General features: G+C 70.8%; 19 protein-coding genes, 1 tRNA gene and 2 rRNA genes. 15 read left to right on the top strand and 7 right to left on the bottom strand.

Translation table 11 applies throughout. From position 1 onward, the window contains the following. The 3 genes from ACK4YQ_RS16695 to ACK4YQ_RS16705 form a co-directional block, all read left to right on the top strand. Positions 1–173 (top strand): 23S ribosomal RNA (locus tag ACK4YQ_RS16695); the annotation flags it as partial. Between the two features lie 72 nt (positions 174–245). Next, positions 246–360, top strand: a 5S ribosomal RNA gene (gene rrf / locus ACK4YQ_RS16700). A 57-nt stretch (positions 361–417) separates the two neighbouring features. Then, positions 418–494, top strand: a tRNA-Met gene (locus ACK4YQ_RS16705). Between the two features lie 185 nt (positions 495–679). On the opposite strand, the gene ACK4YQ_RS16710 is transcribed toward ACK4YQ_RS16705, so the two are convergent. Together ACK4YQ_RS16710 and ACK4YQ_RS16715 are read right to left on the bottom strand one after the other, a co-directional pair. Next, positions 680–955 carry a hypothetical protein gene (locus ACK4YQ_RS16710; RefSeq protein WP_409612844.1) on the bottom strand — a complete coding sequence of 92 codons (276 nt, stop codon included), beginning with the start codon at positions 953–955 and terminating at the stop codon, positions 680–682. Between the two features lie 194 nt (positions 956–1,149). Beyond that, positions 1,150–2,745, bottom strand: coding sequence for a matrixin family metalloprotease (locus tag ACK4YQ_RS16715; RefSeq protein ID WP_409612846.1), 1,596 nt, complete (start codon positions 2,743–2,745; stop codon positions 1,150–1,152). A gap of 228 nt (positions 2,746–2,973) precedes the next feature. On the opposite strand from ACK4YQ_RS16715, the gene ACK4YQ_RS16720 reads away from it, so the two are divergent. Continuing rightward, positions 2,974–4,977, top strand: coding sequence for a TonB-dependent receptor (locus ACK4YQ_RS16720; protein WP_409612848.1), 2,004 nt, complete (start codon positions 2,974–2,976; stop codon positions 4,975–4,977). A 16-nt stretch (positions 4,978–4,993) separates the two neighbouring features. Here ACK4YQ_RS16720 and ACK4YQ_RS16725 read toward each other — a convergent pair whose 3' ends face one another. Then, positions 4,994–6,244: an LLM class flavin-dependent oxidoreductase gene (locus ACK4YQ_RS16725; protein ID WP_409612850.1), complete on the bottom strand. Its 1,251-nt coding sequence runs from the start codon at positions 6,242–6,244 to the stop codon at positions 4,994–4,996. Positions 6,245–6,413: 169 nt separating this feature from the next. On the opposite strand from ACK4YQ_RS16725, the gene rlmJ reads away from it, so the two are divergent. The 5 genes from rlmJ (at position 6,414) to ACK4YQ_RS16750 (ending at position 9,802) form a co-directional block, all read left to right on the top strand. Next, complete coding sequence (rlmJ, locus tag ACK4YQ_RS16730; protein ID WP_409612852.1) at positions 6,414–7,235, top strand: 23S rRNA (adenine(2030)-N(6))-methyltransferase RlmJ; 822 nt, start codon at positions 6,414–6,416, stop codon at positions 7,233–7,235. A gap of 104 nt (positions 7,236–7,339) precedes the next feature. Further along, positions 7,340–7,900 (top strand): hypothetical protein, encoded by a 561-nt coding sequence (locus tag ACK4YQ_RS16735; RefSeq protein WP_409612854.1) that lies wholly within the window; start codon positions 7,340–7,342, stop codon positions 7,898–7,900. 65 nt (positions 7,901–7,965) lie between these two features. After that, positions 7,966–8,526, top strand: a complete 561-nt coding sequence (locus tag ACK4YQ_RS16740) for a sugar transferase (RefSeq protein ID WP_409612856.1) — start codon at positions 7,966–7,968, stop codon at positions 8,524–8,526. Between the two features lie 152 nt (positions 8,527–8,678). After that, complete coding sequence (locus ACK4YQ_RS16745; RefSeq protein WP_409612858.1) at positions 8,679–9,125, top strand: c-type cytochrome; 447 nt, start codon at positions 8,679–8,681, stop codon at positions 9,123–9,125. Continuing rightward, complete coding sequence (locus ACK4YQ_RS16750) at positions 9,122–9,802, top strand: cytochrome b/b6 domain-containing protein (protein WP_409612860.1); 681 nt, start codon at positions 9,122–9,124, stop codon at positions 9,800–9,802. Before ACK4YQ_RS16745 ends, ACK4YQ_RS16750 begins: the two co-directional genes overlap by 4 nt. A gap of 24 nt (positions 9,803–9,826) precedes the next feature. Here ACK4YQ_RS16750 and ACK4YQ_RS16755 read toward each other — a convergent pair whose 3' ends face one another. Further along, positions 9,827–10,153: a hypothetical protein gene (locus tag ACK4YQ_RS16755; protein ID WP_409612861.1), complete on the bottom strand. Its 327-nt coding sequence runs from the start codon at positions 10,151–10,153 to the stop codon at positions 9,827–9,829. Between the two features lie 105 nt (positions 10,154–10,258). After that, positions 10,259–12,034, bottom strand: coding sequence for an arylsulfatase (locus ACK4YQ_RS16760; protein ID WP_409612863.1), 1,776 nt, complete (start codon positions 12,032–12,034; stop codon positions 10,259–10,261). Between the two features lie 183 nt (positions 12,035–12,217). Here ACK4YQ_RS16760 and ACK4YQ_RS16765 point away from each other — a divergent pair, with 183 nt between their 5' ends. The 4 genes from ACK4YQ_RS16765 (at position 12,218) to ACK4YQ_RS16780 (ending at position 20,390) form a co-directional block, all read left to right on the top strand. Then, positions 12,218–12,976: a hypothetical protein gene (locus ACK4YQ_RS16765; protein WP_409612865.1), complete on the top strand. Its 759-nt coding sequence runs from the start codon at positions 12,218–12,220 to the stop codon at positions 12,974–12,976. 28 nt (positions 12,977–13,004) lie between these two features. Next, positions 13,005–14,150 (top strand): L-lactate dehydrogenase, encoded by a 1,146-nt coding sequence (locus ACK4YQ_RS16770; protein WP_409612866.1) that lies wholly within the window; start codon positions 13,005–13,007, stop codon positions 14,148–14,150. Positions 14,151–14,288: 138 nt separating this feature from the next. Then, positions 14,289–18,926 (top strand): glutamate synthase large subunit, encoded by a 4,638-nt coding sequence (gltB, locus tag ACK4YQ_RS16775; RefSeq protein WP_409612867.1) that lies wholly within the window; start codon positions 14,289–14,291, stop codon positions 18,924–18,926. A gap of 27 nt (positions 18,927–18,953) precedes the next feature. Further along, complete coding sequence (locus tag ACK4YQ_RS16780) at positions 18,954–20,390, top strand: glutamate synthase subunit beta (protein ID WP_409612868.1); 1,437 nt, start codon at positions 18,954–18,956, stop codon at positions 20,388–20,390. Between the two features lie 15 nt (positions 20,391–20,405). On the opposite strand, the gene ACK4YQ_RS16785 is transcribed toward ACK4YQ_RS16780, so the two are convergent. Continuing rightward, complete coding sequence (locus tag ACK4YQ_RS16785) at positions 20,406–21,740, bottom strand: hypothetical protein (RefSeq protein WP_409612869.1); 1,335 nt, start codon at positions 21,738–21,740, stop codon at positions 20,406–20,408. A gap of 109 nt (positions 21,741–21,849) precedes the next feature. On the opposite strand from ACK4YQ_RS16785, the gene ACK4YQ_RS16790 reads away from it, so the two are divergent. Together ACK4YQ_RS16790 and arsB are read left to right on the top strand one after the other, a co-directional pair. After that, positions 21,850–22,203, top strand: a complete 354-nt coding sequence (locus ACK4YQ_RS16790; protein ID WP_409612871.1) for an ArsR/SmtB family transcription factor — start codon at positions 21,850–21,852, stop codon at positions 22,201–22,203. Positions 22,204–22,310: 107 nt separating this feature from the next. After that, complete coding sequence (gene arsB, locus ACK4YQ_RS16795; RefSeq protein ID WP_409612873.1) at positions 22,311–23,423, top strand: ACR3 family arsenite efflux transporter; 1,113 nt, start codon at positions 22,311–22,313, stop codon at positions 23,421–23,423. Between the two features lie 93 nt (positions 23,424–23,516). Here arsB and ACK4YQ_RS16800 read toward each other — a convergent pair whose 3' ends face one another. Continuing rightward, positions 23,517–23,858, bottom strand: coding sequence for a hypothetical protein (locus ACK4YQ_RS16800; RefSeq protein ID WP_409612875.1), 342 nt, complete (start codon positions 23,856–23,858; stop codon positions 23,517–23,519). Positions 23,859–24,241: the final 383 nt, after the last annotated feature.

Genomic DNA, 24,241 nt, shown 5'->3' on the forward strand with positions numbered 1-24,241 from the left:
GCAGGGTAGCTAAGTGTGGAATAGATAACCGCTGAAAGCATCTAAGCGGGAAACTAACCTCAAAACAAGGCTTCGCCGAGAGCCGTGGTAGACCACCACGTTGATAGGCCAGGTGTGGAAGCGCGGTGACGCGTGCAGCTTACTGGTACTAATCGCTCGATCGGCTTGATCGTTCTTAGTTGAACTCATGGGCGCTCGGATTTGAGCTTCCCAGACAATGATGTCTTCTGCATCCGTTTCGTTGACCTGGTGGCTATGCCGAGGAGTCCCCACCCGATCCCATTCCGAACTCGGTCGTTAAGCTCCTCTGGGCCGATGGTACTTCGTCTTAAGGCGCGGGAGAGTAGGTCGCTGCCAGGTCTACCAAACGGATGCACGTCCAGACCCTTCAATCACGATCTCAGACACCGGCTTCGCCGCGGGGTGGAGCAGCCCGGTAGCTCGTCAGGCTCATAACCTGAAGGTCACAGGTTCAAATCCTGTCCCCGCACCCAACTTCCTCCGGGAAACCAGACGTGGCGGCCTCCTTCGGGAGGCCGCTGGCGTTTGGGGCGTGGGCGCTGCGGCGAGGCGGACCGGCTTCGGCGCGGCGCCGACTTGCGCCGCCGTTCCCCGCTCCATGAAAAAGGGGCCGGCGTCGCCGCCGGCCCCTCTCCATACCCGAAAGGCGCGCTGGATCTCAGCGCTGGGCCAGGGCGCTGGCCGCGGCCGGCGCATCGCCGTACACCTTGGCCAGGGTCACTTCCTTGGTGTCCTTCACGCAGCGGCCATAGGCCTGGATGCGGAAGCTCTCGGTGGCGGTCGCCCGCAGGCAGACGGCGCGGGCCGCGGCGGCGACATCGGCTTCGATCTGCTCGGGGGTCTTGGAGGCCAGCGAGACGCGGACTTCCTGAGCGCTGGCGGGAGCGGCGACAGCAGCGGCGGCCAGGGCCGCCAGGGCAACGAAACGAACCATTTTTTCATTCCCGGAAAGGGGGTTGGGGTCAACCACCTCCCGGCGCGTTCCTCCGGCCGTGATCCAAACTGAATCATGATCACTTAGCCTGGGATCAGAAATGCCGCCGATCGCGCGGGCCATCAAGCGAAGATTTTGCAACGCAGCATTCTGGCGCCGCAGTGCGATGAAGCTGGGCGCCGGCTGGTCGCGGCCTAGGCGCCGAAGATCCAGTCGCCCGTCAGGCTGGAGAGCGAGACCCCCACCAGCACCATCTGCGCCCCGCCGGTCATGGCGATCACCACGTCCGCGCCCGACTGGCTGACGGTGTAGGCCGTACCGGGGTCGAGCTGCACCCGGTCGCCCTGGGCGCGGGAGAAGTCGATCACCCGGTCGATGGCCGCCTCGCCGAAGCCATGGAACACGTCCGCTCCCGCGCCGCCGGAAATGACGTCGTCGCCCAGGTCGCCGGACAGCCAGTCGTCCCCGTCGCCGCCATAGAGGACGTCGTTGTCCTTGCCGCCCCGCACCGTGTCGTCGCCCACGCCGCCGTCGGTCGTGTCGGCGCCGAGGTTGCCGTACACCACGTCGTTGTCGAGTTCGCCGTAGAGCAGGTCGTTGTCCTTGCCGCCGACCACCCAGTCGCCGCCCTTGCCGCCGTAGGCGGTGTCGTTGCCGGCGTTGCCGTTGATGTCGTCGAACTCCGAGCCCCCGGTCAGCACGTCGTTGCCGTTGTCGCCGCGCAGATAGTCCGCGCCGGCCCAGCCGGCGATGCTGTCGTCGCCCGCCCCGCCATAGACCGCGTTGGCTGCGTCGTTGCCGGTGATGGTGTCCGAGCCCGAGCCGGCCAGCACGTTCTCGATCGTCGTGGAATAGGCGATCCCGACGTTGTTCGACCAGGTGTAGGCGTTCTGGGTGAAGGTGTTGGAGATGAAGCTGGAGGCCCAGGCGTACTGGCTCGTCCACCAGGCGGCCTGATCGGCGGCCGACCAGTAGGCGATGCTGGAATAGCCACCGGGGGTCAGGTCCACGATCGAGGCGCGGGTGTGGGCCGACAGGTCGAAGGTGTCCACGCCGCCGGCGTCGTAGATGCTCTCGAACCAGGCGCTGGATTCGGACCAGCTGTAGGTGGTGTCCCCCGCCGCGGTCGTCGGATCGGCCCCGTAGCGCGACTGCAGGGCGGCGATGTCGAACACCATGGGCGTCGACGGGAACACCTCGGTCGGCACGGACTGCACCCCCGAGCCGGTCGGGGCGATGGTCCAGCGCACGTACTGATCGCCGTTCTCGTACGACATGATCGTATAGATGATGCTGTCGTAGTCCGCGGGCAGGGTGGCGCCGTCCTCGAACGAGTGCTTCAGCCCCAGGGCGTGGCCGAGCTCATGGATCAGCACCATGAAGTCGTAGCTGCCGCTGGCGAAGGCCGAGTTGGTGCGCGCGTAGTCGATCCACACGTCGCCCTGGTAGCCGAGCCCGCTGGACAGGCCCTGATAGGGCGGGGAATAGGCGTAGCCCCAGACGTTCTCGCCGGCCTGGGTGTCGGTGTCGGTCATCGCCACCCGGATCTGGCCGGGGGCGGAATCGGCCACCTGCACGAGGTCGGTGGCGATGATCCGGTCCCAGGTCTCCACCGCCGCGGCCAGGCGCAGCACCTGCGCCGCGCTCAGGCCGGCGTATTCCGCCTCGGACGGCTCCTCGCCGGCGCCGTAGTCGGGCCAGGTGCTGGAGGCCGTCGCCGCGCTCCAGGTGATGGTCGCGCCGCTCCAGTACTGGTTGGAATAGAGCAGCGACGCGGTGATCGTGCTCATCGCCGGGGCGGCCATATCTCAGAAACCTCGTACGGGGCCGGCTCCAGGGCCGACAAGGGCGTGTCGCGACCAGTTTGCCAGGAGGCGACTCGCCGGGCTAGTCGCCGCGCGCCTCATGCGGCCAAATGGCCGTTCGCGTCCAGATTGTCCCGAAATTCGTGAACGGGGGTTGAAGGTTCTCGGCGCCCCGACCTGACGCGCCTGGAAAATCGGCCTACTGAACGCCCTATGCCGTTCCCGCCGCCCCCGCCGCCCGCCGAAGTCGAAGCCGTCATAGTCCATCCGCCCCGCCTGCCGCCGGCCCCAGGCGAGGCGGCGTTCGCCGTCCAGCGCCTGCAGGTCGAGGACCTCTCGGCCTCGCCTCGCCTGGACGAGGCGTTGAAGCGCTCGCCGGGCGTTTCGCTGTTCCGCCGCACGGGCAGCGATGCGGCCAACCCCACCATCCAGGGGCTGTCGCTGCGCGACATCGCCCCCTCTGGCGCCGGGCGGGCCCTGGTCACGCTGGACGGCGCCCCGCAGAACGACCCCTTCGGCGGCTGGGTCATCTGGTCGTCCCTCCCGCCCGAGGGGCTGGCCGGGGCCAGCATCGTGCGCGGCGCCGGCGCGGGCCCCTTCGGCGCCGGGGCGCTGACCGGCGTCGTGGCGCTCGAGGAGCGGGACGCCCGGTCAGGCCTCGCTGCGCTGGAGGTTTCGGCCGGCTCGCGCGACAGCTATCGCGCGGCCGTCGCCGGCGGCGGTCCCGGCCTGCTGCTCACGGCGGCGGGCTCGACGACCGACGGCTACGTCCCGGTTCGCGGCGCGGCGCAGGGCGCGGCCGACGTCCCCACCACCTTGAGCGACTACGCCGCCTCGGCCCGGCTGCAGCGGATGATCGGCGGGGCCTCCGCCGCCCTGCGGCTTGGCGTCTACGAGGAGCGCCGCGGCGCCGGCCTGGTCGGCGCCGGCTCCGTCGCCAGCGGCGGCTCGGCGGCGCTGACGATGGCGCGCGCCCCAGGGGCGCAGGCCGGCGGCTGGCGGCTCCAGGCCTGGGTCCGCTCCTCCGACCTGGAGAACCGCTCGGCCGCCGTCGCCGGCGACCGTTCGGGAACGACCCCGGCGAACGACCAGTATTCGACCCCTGCGCTGGGATGGGGGCTGAACGCGGCGTGGCGTTCCAAGACGGCGGGCCTGACCTGGGAGCTCGGGGCCGACGCAAGGTTCGCCGAGGGCCGCACCAACGAGCGCTACCGCAACCTCGGCGCCGGCTTCACCCGCGGGCGGGAGGCGGGCGGCCGAACCGCGGTGGGCGGTCTCTACGGCGAAGCATCGCTCGTGCGCGAACGCGTCATCCTCACCGGCGGGGCGCGGGTCGACGCCTGGTCCAACAGCGAGGCGGTCCGCCGCGAGCGCGATCTCGGCGCCGGGGCGCTGCTGCTCGACCAGAGCGCGCCGGACAACTCCGGAACGACGCCGACCGCGCGGATCGGCCTGCGCTACGCGCTGGGGCGGGCGACCTGGCTGCGGGCGGCGGCCTATTCGGGCTTTCGGCCGCCGACCCTGAACGAGCTGCACCGGCCCTTCCGCGTCGGCAACGACGTGACCGAGGCCAACGCCGACCTCAAGCCGGAAACCCTCTACGGGATCGAGGCGGGACTGCAGCGCGAGGGCGCCGCCGACTGGAGCCTCACCGTCTTCTACAACGAGCTCCAGGACCCCATCACCAATGTGACGGTCGGCGCGGGGCCGGCGACCTTCCCGACCGCGGGCTTCATCCCCGCCGGCGGCGTCCTGCGCCAGCGGCGCAACGCCGGCGCCATCGAAGCCTGGGGCGTGGAGGCCAACCTGGCTTGGACCGCGTCGCCGACCCTCGGCCTGCGGGCGGCGGCTTCGGCGACCCGTGCGGAGGTGGACGGCGGCGAGGCCGCGCCCCAGCTCACCGGCAAGCGGCCGGCGCAGACCCCTGAGCTGACCGTCACCGCCGGGCTCGACTGGACGCCGGCCCCGCGTCTGCGTCTGTCCGCCGACGCCCGCTATGAAAGCGCCCGGTTCGAGGACGACCTGAACAGCCGCAAGCTCTCGCCGGCCGTGACGCTCGACGCCCGCGCCGCCTGGCGGCTGCGCCCCGACGCCGAGGTCTACCTGGCCGTGGAGAACCTCGGCGACGCCGAGGTCGAGATCGGGGAGACCGCCGGCGGGGTGGAGAGCTACGCCGCGCCGCGGACGGTGCGGGTCGGCGTCTCCATCCGCCGCTGAGGCGCCGTCCGGGGACCTATTCGGCGGGGGTCTTGTCGCCGGGAGGCGAATCCGCCGGGGCCTGGCCCTGGGCGGCCGCCTGGATCATAGCCGCCAGTTCGGGCCGGATGTTCTGGCTGCCCTTCTCCATCATGTGCTGGGCGATCCGCGCGCCGACCGCCGCCTGCATGGCGGAGGTGAAGGCGTTCTTGTTCTGCCCGACCCAGGCCATGGAGGCCTCGCGGTTGACGTTCAGCTCCTGGAAGCGCGGGGCGACATAGCGTGCGATCAGCTCGTAGGAGCGCTTGGTCTGCTCCCAAGGCGCCCAGTTGTGCGCCATCAGCAGGAAGCAGCCGAAGCCGCCTGACTGGTCGACCAACTGCTGGATGCGCGCGGCCGCGTCGTCCGGCGTGCCGATGATCGCCATTCCCGAATCCACCATGGCCGCGACCGGGTCGGCCACGCCCTCGGGCACCAGCGGCAGGTTGGCGATTTCGCGGAAGTAGTAGATCCACTTCTCCAGGCCGAACCGGACGTCGGCCATGGCCTGCTCGCGGGTCTCGGCGATGTGCATGGGGCCGACGAGCCGCCAGGCCGAGCGGTCCATGGTCTGGCCGAACTCGGCGGCCCGCTCCTCGGCGATCGCCCAGTTCGAGGCCAGGGCGTTGAACGCCGCCGTCGAGGTCGCGCCGATCGACAGCAGCCCGGCGCCGTGCTTGCCCGCGGCCCGCGCCCCCGTGGGCGACACCTGGCTCGCGACGGCGATCTCCACGCTCGGCCGCGAATAGGGCGTCATCTGCAGGCGCGCGTTCACCAGGTCGAACCACTCGCCCGAATAGGTCACCTCCTCGCCGCGGAGCAGGGGAACCAGCACGTCCAGCGCCTCGTCCATGCGGTCGCGCTGCTTGGCCACCGGAATGCCCATCAGGAACGCGTCGGAAACCAGCGAGCCCGGCCCGACGCCGAACATCACCCGTCCGCGGGTCATGTGGTCGAGCTGGTTGATGCGGTCGGCCAGCATCAGGGGATGATGATAGGGCAGGGACGACACGCCTGTGCCCAGGCGGATGTGCTTGGTGCGCTCGGCGGCGGCGGCGATGAACACCTCGGGCGAGGCGATCAACTCATAGCCGGCCGAGTGGTGCTCGCCGATCCAGGCCTCCTCGTACCCGAGCTTGTCCATCCATTCGACGAGCTCCATGTCCCGATGAAGGGCCAGCGTCGGATTCTCGTCGATCGGATGGAAGGGCGCGATGAAGGCGCCGAAGCGCAGCTTTTGTCCGGCCATTCTCAAGTCCTCCCCGGCCCGGTGCGGGCCCCGTTCATGGCGGCGCGCGGGCCGCGCCTTGTCGCCGGCACCATAGCGTCGCAGCTCCCGCCCGCGCCAGTGGCCGCGCGCGTCGGGCGCACGCGGAATGTGCTAGGGGACGCCGGGATCGGCCCCACGGAGCTTTGTCTTGAACTATCGCCACGCCTTCCACGCCGGCAACTTCGCCGACCTCGTCAAGCACGCGGCGGTGCTGCTGACCCTGGAGCGGCTGACGGCTCGGGCGCGGCCCCTCACCGTGATCGACACCCACGCCGGGCGCGGACTCTATGACTTGGCGGGACCCGAGGCGCGCCGGTCCGGGGAGGCCGACGCCGGGATTCTCCGCCTGATGTCGGCGCAGGACGCCCCGGCCGCCTTCGAGCCCCTGCGCGCTGCGGTGCGGAAGCTGAACGGGCCGGGGGCGGTGAAGTCCTATCCGGGGTCGCCGTGGCTGATCGTCCAGGCGCTGCGGCCGCGCGACCGCTATGTCGGTTGCGAGCTCAATCCCGGCGAACACGCGGCCCTGGCCCGCGCGCTCAAGGGGCGGGACGGCGTGGAGACCCGCTGCGCGGACGGCTTCGCCGAGGCGCCGGGCCTGACGCCCCGGGACGGCGAGGTCCTGGTGCTGATCGATCCGCCGTTCGAGAAGCCGGACGACTATGCGCGCATCGTCGAGGCGGCCGCCGGGGTTAGCGCCCGCAACCGGCGCGCCGTCCAGGCGGTGTGGCTGCCGCTGAAGGACCTGGAGACCTTTGACGCCTTCCTGCGCGATCTGGAGGACGCCGAGCCCGGCCCGCTGCTGGTCGCCGAGGTCCGCATGCGGCCTCTGAGCGATCCGATGACGATGAACGGCTGCGCCATGGTGTTCGTGAACGCCCCGCCCGAGCTCGCCGAGCCGCTGGGCGCCGCCTGCCGATGGCTGGCCCAGGTCCAGGGCGAGGGCGGCGAGGGGCGCGTCTGGCGCCCCTGAACGCAAGGGATCGCGCGTCTGGCGAACTTCCGCTTTCGCAGTGCAAAATCCTCGGCTATACTTTGCTGCGTTGCACAAAATTAGCGCTGATCCAGGAGCCTCCGATGTTCGAGTGGTCTGGTAAGTCGGTCGAGCGCGAAGCTGCGCTCGCCAGGATGGAAACCGCGATGCGGGTTCCTGTCGGCAGCGTCTCTCCGCTCTGGGCCATGTTCGCCGGCGCCGCGTCGGTCGGCGTTGCCTATTGGTGGATGGCGCGGTGGACCCGCCCCGTGAACGTGGAGGCCGTCCTCGCCGAGCCTGCGCTGCTCCCGGCCGCGGACACGGCCTTGGAAGCGCCGGTCGAGCCGGTCGCAGAGGCGGCCGAGATCGCGGAAGCCGAGATCGCCGAAGCCCGCGTCGTCGAAACCGCGGTTCCGGAGCCCGCGGCCCTGGAAGCCGTCGCGGCTCCCGCCGCCGAGGCGCCGGAGGCGGTTGTCGAAGCGGCCCTGGACCCTGTCCCCCAACCTGCGCCCGAGTTCACGCCGGAGCCCCCCGAGGCGCCGGTCATGGACGCCGCCGCCGAACCGCCGCCGGTCGCCGAGGCCGAGGCCGCCCCTACGCCGCGCAAGCGCGCGCCGGCCAAACCCAAGGCCGCGGCGCCGAAGTCCGACGCCGCCGGCGAGTAGCCGCGCGGCCCGCCAGGGCGTAAGCATCTGGCCTCCAGGTGGAAGAACCCATTCGGGGCCGGGGCGTGAAGCGGGCGTTCGACATCCTGATCGCGATCGCGGGGCTGATGGCCCTGTGGCCGGTGCTGCTGGCGATCGGCCTGGCCGTGCGCCTGGACTCCCCCGGGCCGGCCCTGCACTGGTCGCGGCGGGTGGGACGCGACAACGCCATCTTCCTGATGCCCAAGTACCGCACCATGCGGACCGACACGCCGGACGTCGCCACGCACCTGCTGGAGGATCCCGGCCGCTGGATTACGCCTTTGGGCCGCTTCCTGCGCCGCACCAGCCTGGACGAGCTGCCCCAGCTCTGGAGCGTGCTGGTGGGGGACATGAGCCTGGTGGGGCCGCGGCCGGCCCTGCACAACCAGGACGACCTGGTCGCCCTGCGCACCGCGGCCGGCGTCCACCGCCTGCGCCCGGGGGTGACCGGCTGGGCCCAGATCAACGGCCGCGACGACCTGCCGATCCCGGACAAGGTCAAGCTCGACGCCGAGTACATGCAGCGCCGGTCCGCCAGCTTCGACCTGATGATCATCCTGCGCACCGTGCTGTCCGCGGCCCGCGGGACCGGGGTAAGCCACTAGCCGCGGCCGTGGGCGATCACGCACCTGTTGGCCGTGAGCTCGGCCGTTAAGATTGACGCTCCGTCGGCGGGGCGGGCAATCTCCGGGCCGTTGGATTTGGCCGCCGAAAGGGCATGCGGATGATTGGACGTAGGGGCGCTCGGGCGCTGGGGATGGCGGCGGCCGGCCTGTTGGTCGCCGCGACGGCGGGCGCGGCCTTCGCCCAGTCGGCCGCCCAGAAAGCGGTGGCGGCGCGCCAGGAGCAGTACAAGCAGCTCGGCGCGGCCTTCAAGACCATCAACGACGAGCTCAAGGCCGGCTCGCCGGACATGGCCGCCATCGGCGCGGCCGCGGGCAAGATGAACACCCTGGCCGGCAAGATCCCCGGCTGGTTCCCCAAGGGCAGCGGCGTGGAATCCGGCGCCAAGACCCGCGCCCTGCCGGCGATCTGGTCGGATGCGGCCGGCTTCGCCGCGGCCCAGCGCGGCTTCCAGGCCGAAACCGCAAAGCTGCAGAAGGTCGCGGCGGCCGGCGATCTGGCCGGCGTGCGCGCCCAGGCCAGGGCGGTCGGCGGCGGCTGCAAGAGCTGCCACGACAAGTACCGCGCGCCGGAAAAATGAGCGAGCCGCCTGCGCCGGGCGTGCGGGTGCGCCTGTGGGACCTGCCGACCCGGCTGATCCACTGGTCGCTGGTCGCGCTCGTCGCCTTTTCCTGGTGGTCCGCCGAAGAAGGCGAGATGGAGCTGCACCGCTACTCCGGCTATGCGGTGCTGGCGCTGCTGGTGTTCCGCCTCTACTGGGGCTTCGCCGGCTCGTCGACGGCGCGCTTCGCCGGCTTCGTGAAGGGGCCGGCGGCGGTGGCGGCGCACCTGCGCAGCTTCGCGCAGCGCGGGCCCTCGGACATCGCCGGCCACAATCCCCTGGGCGCGCTCAGCGTCCTGGCGCTGCTGGCCGCCCTGATCGCCCAGGTCGGGTTCGGCCTCTTCGCCGTGGATGTCGACGGGCTGGAATCCGGGCCCCTGTCGCATCTGGTGGATTTCGACACCGGGCGGGTCTTCGCCGAGCTGCACGAGACGAGCTTCAACGTCCTGCTCGTCCTGATCGGCCTGCACCTGGCGGCGATCGCCTTCTACCTGGTCTACAAGCGCGACAACCTGGTGCGGCCCATGGTGACCGGCTGGCGGACGTTCAGCGGGCCCGCCCCGGCGGTGCGGTTCGCCCCCGCCTGGCGGATCCTGGTCGGCGTGGTGCTGGCGGCCGCGGCGGCCTGGGCGGTGGCCCGGGGCTTCAGGTTCTGAGGCCCCGGCCGCGCCTTTCGCCGGTCAGCCGGCGGCGTCCTTCAGGCACTTGAGCCAGGCGTCCTCGCGGGCCTTCTCGGCGTCGCGCAGGGCGGCTTCGGCGTCGCGCACGGCGGCGTCGTGCTTGCGCCACTCCAGCACCGCGCCCTCGCGGGCGGCGCGGGCGGCCTCCATCGTGGGGAAGCGCGCCAGCACGGCGCGGTTGCTGTAGGTCACGGGCGGACCCACGGTCTCGCGGTCGGGATAGAAGCCCGTCACCGAGTCGGCCGTCTCCGTCTCCACGTGGAACACGTCAGCCCATCCGGCATGATGGCGCATCAGCGCCCAAGGCCGTTCGATCCCTTCGCTCACCGTCATCTCCTTGCAGGCTCGTCGACTCCGACGCGGGCCGGTTAAGCCAAACTAGCGCGCCCTCCACAAGGCTCCAACGCCGTCTGGACGAAATCGCGTCGCCGGTCAGCCTCTCGCCCGCCGTCGCCGCCAGATCACCAGGCCCGCGACGCCGAGCAGCAGCGCCAGGACCAGGGCCGCCAGCCGCAGGATCGCCGGACCCTGCTTGGCCAGGGCGTTGCCGGCGAGCTGCCGGTCGGTGGTGTAGCCCTCGGGCAGGGGGGCGACGCCGACCCGCGCCTCATAGGCCGCATAGGCCTTCTGCATCGCCGCGAACCGGTCGGGCTCGGCCTTGGACAGGTCCGCCGTCTCGCCCGGGTCCCGCGCCAGGTGGAACAACCGCCAGCGCCCGTCGCCCACCGGCGGCATGTCCCGGGTGAGCTTGTAGTCGCCCATGTAGAGTGCGGCGTTGCCCGAGACCTCCATCCCCACGGGCTCGTCCGGGCCGTGGGTGCGGTCCGCCGAGCCGGTCAGCACCGGGCGCAGGCTGCGTCCGTCCATCGCCGCGGCGGCCGGCTGCGGGGCGGCCCCGGCGAGCTCCAGGAGCGTGGGGGTGACGTCGGTCACGAACGCCGGCGAGGCGACCTTCAGGCCCGCCTTCACGCCCGGCCCGGACATGATCAGCGGCACGCGCACCCCGCCTTCCGAGGCGTAGAACTTGTAGAGCCGGCCCGGTGCGGAGATCGCCGACGCCCAGTCGCGGCCGATGAAGTTCAGGCTGCCCGCCTCGCCGAGGTTCGCCAGACGCCAGGTGTAGCCGTGCAGCGCCATCCAGATGTTCATGCCCTTGGCGTGAACCGGATCGCTCGGCTCGGGGCCGTTGTCCGAGGTGACCACGAAGACGGTGTTCGCGAGTTCGCCGCGGGCTCTCAGGTGCTCGACGAGGCGACCGACGTTGGCGTCCATCGCCTCCAGCATGCCGGAATAGACCTCCATGCTGCGGGCGTAGATGGCCTTTTCCTTGGGCGTCAGGGCGTCCCACTCGCGGGCGAAATCGGGCATGCCCTCGGCGCCGGCCTCGGGCGGCAACAGGCCGATCCGCCGCGCCCGCTCGATCCGCCGGGCCCGCACCTGCGCCCAGCCCGCGTCGAACTGGCCCTTGTAGCGGTCGGAGTATTCCTTCGGCGCCTGCACCGGGATGTGGACGGCCTGGAACGCCAGATAGGCGAAGAACGGCTGCGAGCCCGGGGGCCGCTCGTCGATGTAGGCCTGCAGCCGATCGACCAGCAGGTCGGACGAATAGTAGGCCTTGGGCATGGCCGCCGGCTTGCCGTCCTCGAACCAGGGCGCCTCCTCGTAGTAGGGCATGTAGGGCTTGGCGGCCCAGTTGTCGGCGCCGGAGGCGTCCAGCGCCAGGGAGCGGTCGAAGCCATGGGAGTCGGGCAGTTGGCCAGGACCATGCCCCAGGTGCCACTTGCCCGACATCAGGGTGCGGTAGCCCTCGGCCTTCAGGCGCCGGGCGATGGTCCAGACCCCCGGCTCAATGTGCAGGCCGTAGCCGGGCTTGCCCCGCTGGGACGGGGGCAGGATCTCCTCGATGGTCGCCACGCCGGCGCGGTGGTTGTCCACGCCGGTCAGCAGCATGGCCCGCGACGGCGAGCACAAGGGCGAGGTGTGGTAGGCGGTGAACATCGCCCCCTCGCGCGCCAGCCGGTCGATGTTGGGGGTGCGAGCCTCGCCGCCGAAGGCGCCGAAATCCATCAGGGCCGCGTCATCCACCAGGATGATCACGATGTTGGGGCGCGCCGCGGACGCCGGCGCCTGCGCCTGGGCGGCGGGGGCCAGGCCCAGGAGGGCGGCGAGGGTGAAGCCGGCGAGACGCCGCCAGAGCGGTGTGGACATGGCGCGGTCCTTTCCTCCCAGGCGCCTGCGTCGGCGCGCCAAGCGTTCCTTCTCGATTATGGCGTTGTAAGTGTCAATAGTTTGCGGCGGACCGGCGCGGCCCCCCGCGGTTGCCAAGACCGGCCGCCGGCGCATAAAGCTCGACCATTATCTTGAACGGTGATTTTCAGGTTTGGAGCTTTCATGGCGGATATCGTCATCGGCCAGCGCTTCTGCGGCCCCCCGAATTCCGGCAACGGCGGCTATGTGGCGGGGATCCTCGCCCGCGATCTCGAAGGCCCGGTCACGTCGGTCATCCGCGCCCGCGTGCCGCTCGATGCGCCCCTGCGGCTGGAGACCCGGGACGGCGAGACCGTCATGCTCGACGGGGACGGCGCGCTGATCGGCAAGGGGTCGGCCGCGGACGCAGCGCTGTTGCCCGAGGTTCCGCCCGCGCCGAGCTTCGAGGCCGCCCGCGCCGCCGGCGGGCGCCATCCTGGCCACACCGAGCGCTTCCATCCGATCTGCTTCTCCTGCGGGCCTCAGCGCGAGGACGGCGACGGGCTGCGCGTGTTCGTCGGCCGGCTCGAGGGCGCCGCGCCGGGGGTTTCGGCCTGCGCCTGGACCCCGCACGAGGCGTTCGCCGACGCCGGCGGGCTGACGCCGGTGGAAGTGGTCTGGGCCGCCCTGGACTGCCCCGGCTACTTCGCCTGGGTGATCAAGGAGGGCCGCCACGGCGCGCTCCTCGGCACCATGACGGGCGAGATCCTGCGCCGCCCGGCGGCGGGCGAGCCCTGCATCGTCATGGCCTGGCCCCTGGCCCGCGACGGACGCAAGGAGTTCGCGGGCGTGGCCCTGTTCTCCGCGGCGGGAGAACTGCTGGCGCGGGCGCATCAGGTATGGATCATCATGGGACCGCCGCCTCAGGCGGCGGCGCAAGCGGCGGCCAAGGCGGACGCCTGAGCCGAGGGACCAGGAAAGGGCAGGGCGGATGACCCCAGCGTCGGTTTCGGACTATCGGGAACTGGCGCGCCGTCGCCTGCCCCGCATGTTCTTCGAGTACATCGACGGGGGCGCCTACGCCGAGGTGACCCTGGCCCGCAACATCGCCGACATGGAAGCCCTGGCCCTGCGCCAGCGGGTCATGCGCGACATGAGCCGGCTCGACATGAGCGTCGAGGTGGCGGGGCAGAAGCTCGCCATGCCGGTGGGGCTCGCGCCCGTGGGCATGGCCGGCATGTACGCCCGCCGCGGAGAGGTCCAGGCCGCCGCCGCCGCCGCCGCCGCCGGCGTTCCCTTCTGCCTGTCCACCGTCGGGGTCTGCACCGCCGAGGAGGTGGCCGCCGGCGCCGGCGCGCCGCCCTGGTTCCAGCTCTACATGCTCAAGGACCGCGGCTACATGCGCGAGCTGCTGGCGCGGGCGCGCGCGGCGGGCTGCCCGGTGCTGGTCTTCACCGTCGACCTGCCGACGCCCGGCGCGCGCTACCGCGACGCCCGCTCCGGCTTCGCCGGCCGCGGCCTCGCCGGTGCGGTCAACACCGCCTGGCAGGGGATCACCCATCCGGCCTGGACCTGGGACGTCTTCCTGAACGGGCGGCCGCACACCCTGGGCTCGGTGGCCGGAGCGGTGGAGCAGGGGCGCAACGTCACCGCCTTCCTCGGCTGGATCGCGCGCAACTTCGACCGCTCCGTCACCTGGGCGGACATCGACTGGGTGCGCCAGACCTGGGACGGGCCGATCATCATCAAGGGCGTGCTCGACGCCGAGGACGCTCGCGCCGCGGTCAAGGCCGGCGCCCAGGGGATCGTCGTCTCCAACCACGGCGGCCGGCAGCTCGACGGCGTGCGGTCCAGCGTCGCAGCCCTGCCGCGGATCGTCGACGCCGTGGGCGCGGACCTCGACGTGCTGATGGACGGCGGCGTGCGTTCTGGCCTCGACGTGCTCAAGGCCCTGGCCCTCGGCGCCAAGGCCTGTCTTCTGGGCCGGGCCTGGGCTTTCGCCTTGGGCGCGGGGGGGCGGCCGATGGTCTCCAGGATGCTGGGCGCCATCCAGAGCGAACTCGCCACGGCGATGATCCTGACCGGCTGCAACAACGCCCGTGACGCGAACAGCACGCTCCTGGACGCCGCGGATTAGAAGATCATTTCAATGTGATGGGCGCCTACCCATCGACAAGGGATGATCTTGCCGGGTAAATGCGCCTTCCTGAAGCGCAGAGGACGGTCGGCTCCGCCGGCCGTCTAAACGCGCGCCTGTAACAGTGGGAAGGTCCGAATGGGGGCGCCTGAACGGCAAGGTCTGTACGACCCGCGCAATGAACACGACGCATGCGGCGTTGGCTTCGTGGCCAATATCAAAGGCCGCAAATCGCATGACGTGGTCACCGCCGGCCTGCAGATTCTGCTGAACATCGACCACCGCGGCGCCGTCGGCGCCGATCCGCTGGTGGGCGACGGCGCCGGGATTCTGATTCAGATTCCGGACGAGCTGCTGCGCGACTGGGCCAAGGGCGAGGGCAAGGTGCTGCCGCCGGCCGGCGAGTACGCCGTGGCCATGTGCTTCCTGCCGCGCGACGAGGAAGCCCGCAATCTGGCCGTCGAGAAGTTCGAGCACTTCCTGAAGGTCGAGAAGCAGCCGCTGATCGGCTGGCGCGACGTGCCCGTGAACACCCAGGGCCTGGGCGCTGCGGTGCTGGCCGAGATGCCGGTGATCCGCCAGGCGATCGTCGGCCGCGGCCCGAACGTGAAGAACCAGGACGCCCACGAGCGCAAGCTGCTGGCCGTCCGCAAGCAGACGCAGAACCCGCTCAAGCAGCTCGCCGAGAAGCGCGGCATGCCGGCGCTGACCGAGTTCTACATGCCCTCGTTCTCCACCCGCACGGTGGTCTACAAGGGCCTGCTGCTGGCTGGCCAGGTGGGGACCTTCTACGAGGACCTGGCGAACCCGCTGACGGTCTCGGCCCTGGCGCTGGTGCACCAGCGCTTCTCCACCAACACCTTCCCGTCCTGGAAGCTGGCGCACCCCTACCGGTTCATCGCCCACAACGGCGAGATCAACACGGTCCGCGGCAACGTGAACTGGATGAACGCGCGCCGCCGCACCCTGGAGTCCGAGCTCCTGGGGCCGGACCTCGACAAGATGTGGCCGCTGATCCCGCACGGCCAGTCCGACACCGCCTGCCTGGACAACGCCCTGGAGCTGCTGGTGGCCGGCGGCTACCCCCTGGCCCATGCGGTGATGATGCTGATCCCCGAGGCCTGGGCCGGCAATCCGCAGATGGATCCCAAGCGCAAGGCCTTCTACGAGTACCACGCCGCCCTGATGGAGCCGTGGGACGGCCCCGCCGCCGTGGCCTTCACCGACGGTCGCCAGATCGGCGCGACCCTGGACCGCAACGGCCTGCGGCCGGCGCGCTTCGTCATCACCGACGACGACACGGTGATCATGGCCTCGGAAGTCGGGGTCCTGCCGGTGCCGGACGAGCGCATCGTGCGCAAGTGGCGCCTGCAGCCCGGCAAGATGCTGCTCATCGACATGGAAGAGGGCCGCATCATCGAGGACGAGGAGATCAAGGCCCGCCTCGCCGAGGAAGAGCCCTACGAGGAATGGCTGGCCGAGACCCAGTTCAAGCTGGAGGAGCTCGCCGACGCCGAGGAGCTCGAGGCCGATCTCGCCAATGACGCCGTGACCCTGCTCGATCGCCAGCAGGCCTTCGGCTACACCCAGGAGGACATCCAGTTCTTCCTGGAGCCCATGGCCCAGACCGGCGAGGACCCGGTCGGCTCGATGGGCGCGGACACGCCGATCGCCGTCCTCTCGCGGCGCGCCAAGCTGCTCTACGAGTACTTCAAGCAGAACTTCGCCCAGGTCACCAACCCGCCGATCGACCCGATCCGCGAAGAGCTGGTGATGAGCCTGGTGTCCATGATCGGGCCGCGGCCGAACCTGCTTGGCCGCCAGGCCGGCACGCACAAGCGGCTCGAGGTCTCCCAGCCGATCCTCACCAACGAGGACCTGGCCAAGATCCGGTCCATCAGCGAACTGCTGGACGGATCGTTCCGCACCGAGACGCTGGACGCCACCTGGCCGGCCGACGAGGGCGCGGCGGGGCTCGAGCGGGCGCTCGAGCGCCTGTGCCGCGAGGCCACCGACAACGTGCTGGCCGACAAGAACATCCTGATCCTGTCGGACCGCGCGGTCAGCGCCGACCGCATCCCGATCCCGGCGGCCCTGGCCACCGCGGCCGTGCACCACCACCTGATCCGCCAGGGCCTGCGCATGCAGACCGGCCTCGTCATCGAGACGGGCGAGGCGCGCGAGGTGCACCACTTCTGCGTTCTGGCCGGCTACGGCGCCGAGGCGGTCAACCCGTACCTGGCGTTCGAGACGCTGGAGCAGATCCGCAGCCGCAGCGGCATCGCGCTGTCGGCCTACGAGGTCCGCAAGAACTACATCAAGGCCGTCGGCAAGGGCATGCTGAAGGTGATGTCCAAGATGGGCATCTCCACCTACCAGTCCTACTGCGGCGCGCAGATCTTCGACGCCGTCGGCCTCTCGTCGGACCTGGTGGAGCGCTACTTCACCGGGACGGCCACCACCATCGAGGGCGTCGGCCTCTACGAGATCGCCGAGGAGGCGGTGCGCCGCCACCGCGACGCGTTCGGCGACAACCCGATCTACAAGACCATGCTGGACGTGGGCGGGACCTACGCCTTCCGCCTGCGTGGCGAAGCCCACGCCTGGACGCCGGAATCGGTCTCGCGGCTGCAGCACGCCGTGCGCGGCAACCTCCCGGACGAGTACCGCCAGTTCGCCGCCAGCATCAATGAGCAGTCCGAGCGCCTGCTGACGATCCGCGGGCTGATGAAGTTCAAGCCCGGCCAGTCGATCCCGATCGAGGAGGTCGAGCCGGCCGCCGAGATCGTCAAGCGCTTCTCCACCGGCGCCATGAGCTTCGGCTCCATCAGCCGCGAGGCGCACACCACTCTGGCGCTGGCCATGAACCGCATCGGCGGCCGCTCGAACACCGGGGAGGGCGGCGAGGAGCCGGACCGCTTCAAGCCGCTGCCGAACGGCGATTCCATGCGCTCGCGCATCAAGCAGGTCGCCTCCGGCCGCTTCGGGGTGACCGCCGAGTATCTGGTCAACGCCGACGACATCCAGATCAAGATGGCCCAGGGCGCCAAGCCCGGCGAGGGCGGCCAGCTCCCCGGCCACAAGGTCGACAAGAACATCGCCCGGGTGCGCCACTCCACGCCGGGTGTGGGTCTGATCAGCCCGCCGCCGCACCACGACATCTATTCGATCGAGGATCTGGCCCAGCTGATCCACGACCTGAAGAACGTCAATCCGGGCGCGCGGATCTCGGTCAAGCTGGTCTCCGAGGTGGGCGTGGGCACCGTGGCCGCGGGCGTGGCCAAGGCCCGCGCGGACCACGTGACCATCTCCGGCTTCGAGGGCGGCACCGGCGCCTCGCCGCTGACGTCCCTGACCCACGCCGGCTCGCCCTGGGAGATCGGCCTGGCCGAAACCCAGCAGACCCTGCTGCTCAACGGCCTTCGCACCCGCATCGCCGTGCAGGTCGACGGCGGCCTGCGCACGGGCCGCGACGTGGCAATCGGCGCGCTCCTGGGCGCGGACGAGTTCGGCTTCGCCACGGCGCCGCTGATCGCGGCCGGCTGCATCATGATGCGCAAGTGCCACCTGAACACCTGTCCGGTGGGGGTGGCCACCCAGGACCCCGTGCTGCGCGCGCGCTTCACCGGCCAGCCCGAGCACGTGATCAACTACTTCTTCTTCGTGGCCGAGGAGCTGCGCCAGATCATGGCCGAGCTCGGCTTCCGGACGGTCAACGAGATGATTGGCCGGGTCGACCGCCTCGACATGCGCGAGGCCCTGGACCACTGGAAGGCCTGCGGCGTCGACCTGTCGCGCATCCTCTATGCGGCCCCGATGGAGGGCAAGAAGGGCCTCTGGAACATGGAGACCCAGGACCACGGCCTGGACAAGGCCCTGGACCACCAGCTCATCGCCCAGGCCGCCCCGGCCCTGGAGCGCCGCGAGCCGGTTCGCATCGAGGCCCAGATCCGCAACATCAACCGCACCGCCGGCGCCATGCTGTCGGGCGAGGTGGCGCGGCGCTACGGCCATGCGGGCCTGCCGGAGGACACCATCTCCATCCGCTTCACCGGCACGGCGGGCCAGAGCTTCGGCGCCTTCGCCGCCCGCGGGGTGTCGCTGGAGCTGACCGGCGACGCCAACGACTACGTCGGCAAGGGCCTGTCGGGCGGCCGCGTGGTGGTGCGCCAGCCGCAGGGCTCCCGCCGCAAGCCGACCGAGAACATCATCGTCGGCAACACGGTGCTCTACGGCGCCATCGCGGGCGAGGCCTATTTCGAGGGCGTCGCCGGCGAGCGCTTCGCCGTGCGCAACTCCGGCGCGGTGGCGGTGGTCGAGGGCGTGGGCGACCACGGCTGCGAATACATGACCGGCGGCGTGGTGGTGGTGCTGGGCGAGACCGGCCGCAACTTCGCCGCGGGCATGAGCGGCGGGGTGGCCTACGTCTACGACCCGGCCGGCCGCTTCAAGGACCTGGTGAACCCGGCGATGGTCGACCTGGAGCCGATCGCCCCGCCGTCCTCTAATGATGGCGACGAGGGCCGGCCCAGCCAGCGCTCGATCTCGGCCGACAACAGCGGCATGGGCGACATGCTGGCCTTCGACGCCGAGCGGCTGAAGATCCTGGTCGAGCGCCACCTGCTCTACACCGGCAGCGCGCGGGCGCGGGAGATCCTGGACAACTGGGGCGAGGCGCTCGGCCGCTTCGTCAAGGTGATGCCCCGGGACTACCGCCGCGCGCTGAAGGACCTGGCGGCCGAGCGGGCCGCCGCGTCCGCCGTCGCCGCCGAATAAGTACCCTCAAGCTTAGGAGAAACCGAGATGGGCAAGCCCACCGGCTTCCTCGAGGTCGAGCGCCGTGACCGCGGATACGAGCCGCCGAAGGAACGTCTGAAGACCTGGAACGAGTTCGTCCTGCCGCTGCCGGGCGACGTCCTGAACCAGCAGGCCTCGCGCTGCATGAACTGCGGCATCCCGTACTGCCACCAGGGCTGTCCGGTGAACAACCAGATCCCGGACTTCAACGACCTGGTCTATCGCGACCAGTGGCGCGAGGCCCTGGACAACCTGCAGTCCACCAACAACTTCCCGGAGTTCACCGGCCGCGTCTGCCCCGCCCCGTGCGAGGCCTCGTGCACCCTGAACATCCAGGACACCCCGGTGACCATCAAGACGATCGAGTGCGCGATCGTCGACAAGGGCTGGGACGAGGGCTGGATCGCCCCGCAGATGTCGCCCCGCGGCACCGGCAAGCGGGTGGCGGTGGTGGGCTCCGGGCCCGCGGGCCTGGCCTGCGCCCAGCAGTTCGCCCGCGCCGGCCACGCCCCCACGGTGTTCGAGAAGTCCGACCGGATCGGCGGCCTGCTGCGCTACGGCATCCCCGACTTCAAGATGGAGAAGCACCTCATCGACCGGCGTATCCGCCAGATGGAGGCCGAGGGGGTGATCTTCCGCACCGGCTTCGAGGTGGGCGTCACCGTCTCGGTCGAGCGCCTGCTCGACGACTACGACGTGCTGGTGATGGCCGGCGGCGCCGAAGCCCCGCGCGACCTGCCGGTCCCCGGCCGCGAGCTCGACGGCGTGCACTTCGCCATGGACTTCCTGCGCCAGCAGAACAAGCGCGTTGCGGGCGACCCCGAGGCGATCGCCGCCCCGGACGGCACGATCTCGGCCGCGGGCAAGCACGTCGTGGTCATCGGCGGCGGCGACACGGGCTCGGACTGCATCGGCACCTCCAACCGCCAGGGCGCCCTGTCGGTCACCCAGCTGGAGATCATGCCCCAGCCCCCGGCCCGGGAGAACAAGCCGCTGGTGTGGCCCGACTGGCCGCTGAAGCTGCGCACCTCCTCCAGCCACGAGGAGGGCTGCGAGCGCGACTTCGCCGTGGCCACCAAGCGTTTCATCGGCGAGAACGGCAAGCTCCAGGCGCTGGAGTGCGTGCGCCTGGAATGGGAGGGCGGCCAGATGTGCGAGGTCGCCGGCAGCGAGTTCCAGATCAGGGCCGACCTCGTGTTCCTGGCCATGGGCTTTGTCGGCCCGGTGAAGGCGGGTCTGGTCGACCAGGCCTCCTGCGAGCTCGACCCGCGCGGAAACGTCAAGGCCGACACCAACGACTACCGCACCACTACGCCCAAGGTGTTCGCCTGCGGCGACATGCGCCGGGGCCAGTCGCTGGTGGTCTGGGCGATCCGCGAGGGCCGCCAGTGCGCCCAGGCGGTGGACGCCTACCTGATGGGCGCGAGCAAGCTGCCGCGCTAGGCGGGGGCGGGGGGCTCAAGAGAGTCCGCCTCCCCGGACCGGCGGCGTCGGCGCTCCCACGCAGCCGGGATCGGCGATCACCGCGACCGGCGCGAACCCGCCACCGGGCGTGCGGAAGTTGGTGGTCTGGCCGCTGTAGAGCCGGGCGGCGGCCAGCAGCGTCTTTCCGGCGTAGGTATAGAGGCGGACATCCATCTTGCGCGCCTGCGGCGCGCCTTCGACCCGGACGCGCCGCTCGCTGGGTTCGGCGAGGGCCTGCGCCACATAGCCGCCTTGGGCGAGCATGGCGTCCCAGGCGCCCCGGGTGAGCTTGTCGCCGCGATAGACCGCCTTGCCGGCATGGCCCGCGGCCGGCTTGAAGAACAACCTCTTGCGCTCCGCCCAGATCCTGTCGGCCGCCTCCGGGGTCAGCGCCCGGGTCTGCAGCAGGGAGGCGGCCAGGACGTCGCGAGTCTCGGCGGGAACGCCGAGCCGCGCGAGCCGATCGGTATCGGAAAGGAGAACGAGATTGCGTTTGTCGGCCAGCAGGGCGTGGTTGCGCGGGTTGGGGGTCACCACCACGAGGCCGCGCTCATAGGCCGATTTCAGCGCCGCAGCCGGCGCGGTCGCCAGGGCGAAGTCGACAAGGCGGTTGTAGACCATGTCGACGCCGACCCCGCCCGCGACGAGGCGGCCATCCGCGATCGCCAGGGCGCCGGGATCCACGATGATCGTCTCGACGCCGCGGCGCTCGAAGAAGGCCTGGGCCAGCAGGAACTCCGGATACAGGTACTGGGCCTCGGGCGCCTCGTCGACGATGGCGATCACCGAGGGCTTGCCGCTCCGCCCCGCCAGCCGCCATTCGGAGTCGAACATCGCCCACGCCGCATCCTCGAAGGCCGCCAGCGGATCCGGCGGAGCGACCGCCGCCACCTGCGGGCAGCAGGCCACCTGGGCCTGGGCCAGCAGGGCGTTCAGGAAGGCGCCGCCGGCGTTCGTATTGACCTCGATCAGCTTCGGCCCGTCGGGCGTCAGATGGAAGTCGTAGCCCATGAAGGCGCCGCGCGGTCCGTGGTCCACGCGGGCGACCTCCGGGGCGCCGGCGAGGACCTCGGCCTGAAAGGCGGCCGACGCGGCCACGGTCTCGACGGCCATGGCGACGGCCTCCATGGCCGCGACGTCGGCCCGGGCGATGAAGGCCGGGGCGGTCGAGAAGAGATGCGGGCGCTTTTCGGCGAGCTCGCGGCAGGACACCACGCCGCCGGACACGGCTTCGACCGCGCGCCAAACCTTCGCCGGATCGACGTCGATGCAGAAGCAGTCGCGATTGAGCCGGGCCGCCAGGCTGACGGGGGCGTCGGGCTCAGTCATGGGAGGCGCCGGGGTTGGACCGCGGCCAGGGGAACTCGGACATCTGGGCCTCGATACGCCGGCGGGTGGACGGCTTCAAATCGTCGGATAATTCCTATATTGATGAAATATGGAAACCAAGGCCGCCGTCGCAAGCCTCTCCGCCCTCGCCCATGAGGGCCGGCTGTCCGCCTTCCGCCTGCTGGTGCAGGCCGGGGAGCAGGGGCTGCCGGCCGGAGAGATCGCGCGCCGGCTCGACATCCTGCCCAATACGCTCTCGGCGAGCCTAAACCTTCTCAGTCACGCCGACCTCGTCACGGCGCGCCGGGAAGGGCGGTCGATCATCTACACCGCGAACTACGCGGCCATGCGGGCGCTGCTGACCTTCCTGATGGAGGACTGCTGCGCCGGCGCGCCGGAAATCTGCGCGCCGCTCGCCGCCATCGCCGGCCAGGGCTGCCCGGCGCAGAGCCCGACGGCCTGAGGCGCCCTGCGTGACCGGCTTCGCCTTCTTCGATCTCCACTCCAATCGCGACGAGTTCGCCAGGCCGCGGCCGCGGTCCGGGACTCCGCCGAAACCATGAGCAGGACATGAGCACCGAACCTCCCGCGCCGGCCGAAGGCCCCAAGGCCATGTCGCGCTTCGAGCGCTTCCTCACCGTCTGGGTGCTGCTCTGCATCGTCGCGGGGATCGGACTGGGCCACCTCTTCCCGAAGGTCTTCCAGGCGATCGGCTCGGCCGAGATCGCCAAGGTGAACCTGCCCGTGGCGGTGCTCATCTGGCTGATGATCATCCCCATGCTCATGAAGGTCGACTTCGGCGCGATGCGCCAGGTCGGCCGGCACTGGCGGGGCATCGGCGCGACCCTGTTCGTCAACTGGGCGGTGAAGCCGTTCTCGATGGCCGCCCTCGGCGCCTTCTTCATCGGCTATGTCTTCCGGCCCTACCTGCCGGCCGGGGAGATCAACAGCTACATCGCCGGCCTGATCCTGCTCGCCGCCGCGCCCTGCACGGCCATGGTGTTCGTCTGGAGCAACCTGACCCGGGGCGAGCCGAACTTCACGCTCAGCCAGGTGGCGGTGAACGACGCGATCATGGTCGTGGCCTTCGCCCCGATCGTGGGCCTGCTCCTCGGCCTCTCCGCCATAACCGTGCCGTGGGAGACGCTGCTGCTCTCCGTCGGCCTCTATATCATCGTGCCGGTGGCCCTGGCCCAGATCGTCCGCTCGGCGCTCATCAAGCGCGGCGGCGAGGCGGCGCTGCAGCGGGTGCTCGCCCGCATCGGCCCCGTTTCGCTTACCGCGCTGCTGGCCACCCTGGTCCTCCTCTTCGGCTTCCAGGGCGAGCAGATCCTTTCGCAGCCGGCGATCATCGCCATGCTGGCGGTCCCGATCCTGATCCAGGTCTACTTCAACTCCGGCCTCGCCTACCTGCTGAACCGCGCGAGCGGGGAGGCGCACTGCGTCGCCGGGCCGTCGGCCCTGATCGGCGCCAGCAACTTCTTCGAACTGGCGGTGGCTGCGGCGATCAGCCTCTTCGGCTTCGCCTCCGGAGCCGCGCTGGCCACCGTGGTCGGCGTCCTTATCGAGGTGCCGGTGATGCTCTCGGTGGTGGCCATCGTGAACCGGTCCAAGGGCTGGTACGAGCGCGGGCGCGCGGTCCAGCGCGTGGCCGCGCGGTGCGCAGACCCCGTCACGCGGTGAAGGTCGTCTCCGGTCTCCGGTCCCCCGCCGCCGCGCGCGCCGCGTCCGGGGGCGAGTACGGCGCCGGGGAAGATCGGGGCGGGCGCCGCGGCGTCAGCCGGAGCCGTGAACGTCGGGACAGCCGGGCTCGGCCTCTGCGCCGTCGTTGGCGGCCAGGCCGAGATCGGCCCGCAGCCGGGCGATGGCGGCCTCGATCGGGCCCTCGGCCAGGCGCTCGGAGCGCTCGTCCTCGGCGATCAGCTCGTCCAGCGTGTTCAGGAGGGCCTGGGCCTCGTCCTCGTTCCCGTCTGTCTCGGCCCAGATCTCTGGCCAGAGCGCATCGCGCACCTGGGGCCCGCGTCGCTCGCAGCGGCGGCGCACCTCGTTGCGGCGCACCCGGGCGACCTCGCCCTGCTCGCGGGCCAGCCGCGATTCCAGCGCCAGCGTCAGGCGCACGGTGCGCGCGATGCGGTGGAAGGCGAGGCTCAGGCCCTCGGTGTGAGGGGACAGATGGTCTTGGAGGGCCGGGATATGGCGGGACCGGGCGGGACAAGGTGGGATGAAACCCAAGGCGCACAAGGGTTTGCAGCGGCGGGGCGGCCTGTAGGAGGCTGGCCGGCGTTGTCCCACGGAAATCGCCCGCGACAGCGATTTCGGCGCGATTAGACAGTAGAACCTGGAGGCGCGGGTAGACCTCACATTCGCGTTCGAAGGGCGTTTGAAGGGCGGCCGCTCAGCGTTCGAGCGAAGCCTTGCGCCGCAAGGGTCTCCGCGAACCGTAAAGTCGGCTTTACAGTTACGGTCGGACTTTACGGTTCGCGGAGACCCTTGCGGCGCAA

The organism is Phenylobacterium sp., assembly GCF_046291545.1.
Taxonomy (GTDB): domain Bacteria; phylum Pseudomonadota; class Alphaproteobacteria; order Caulobacterales; family Caulobacteraceae; genus Phenylobacterium.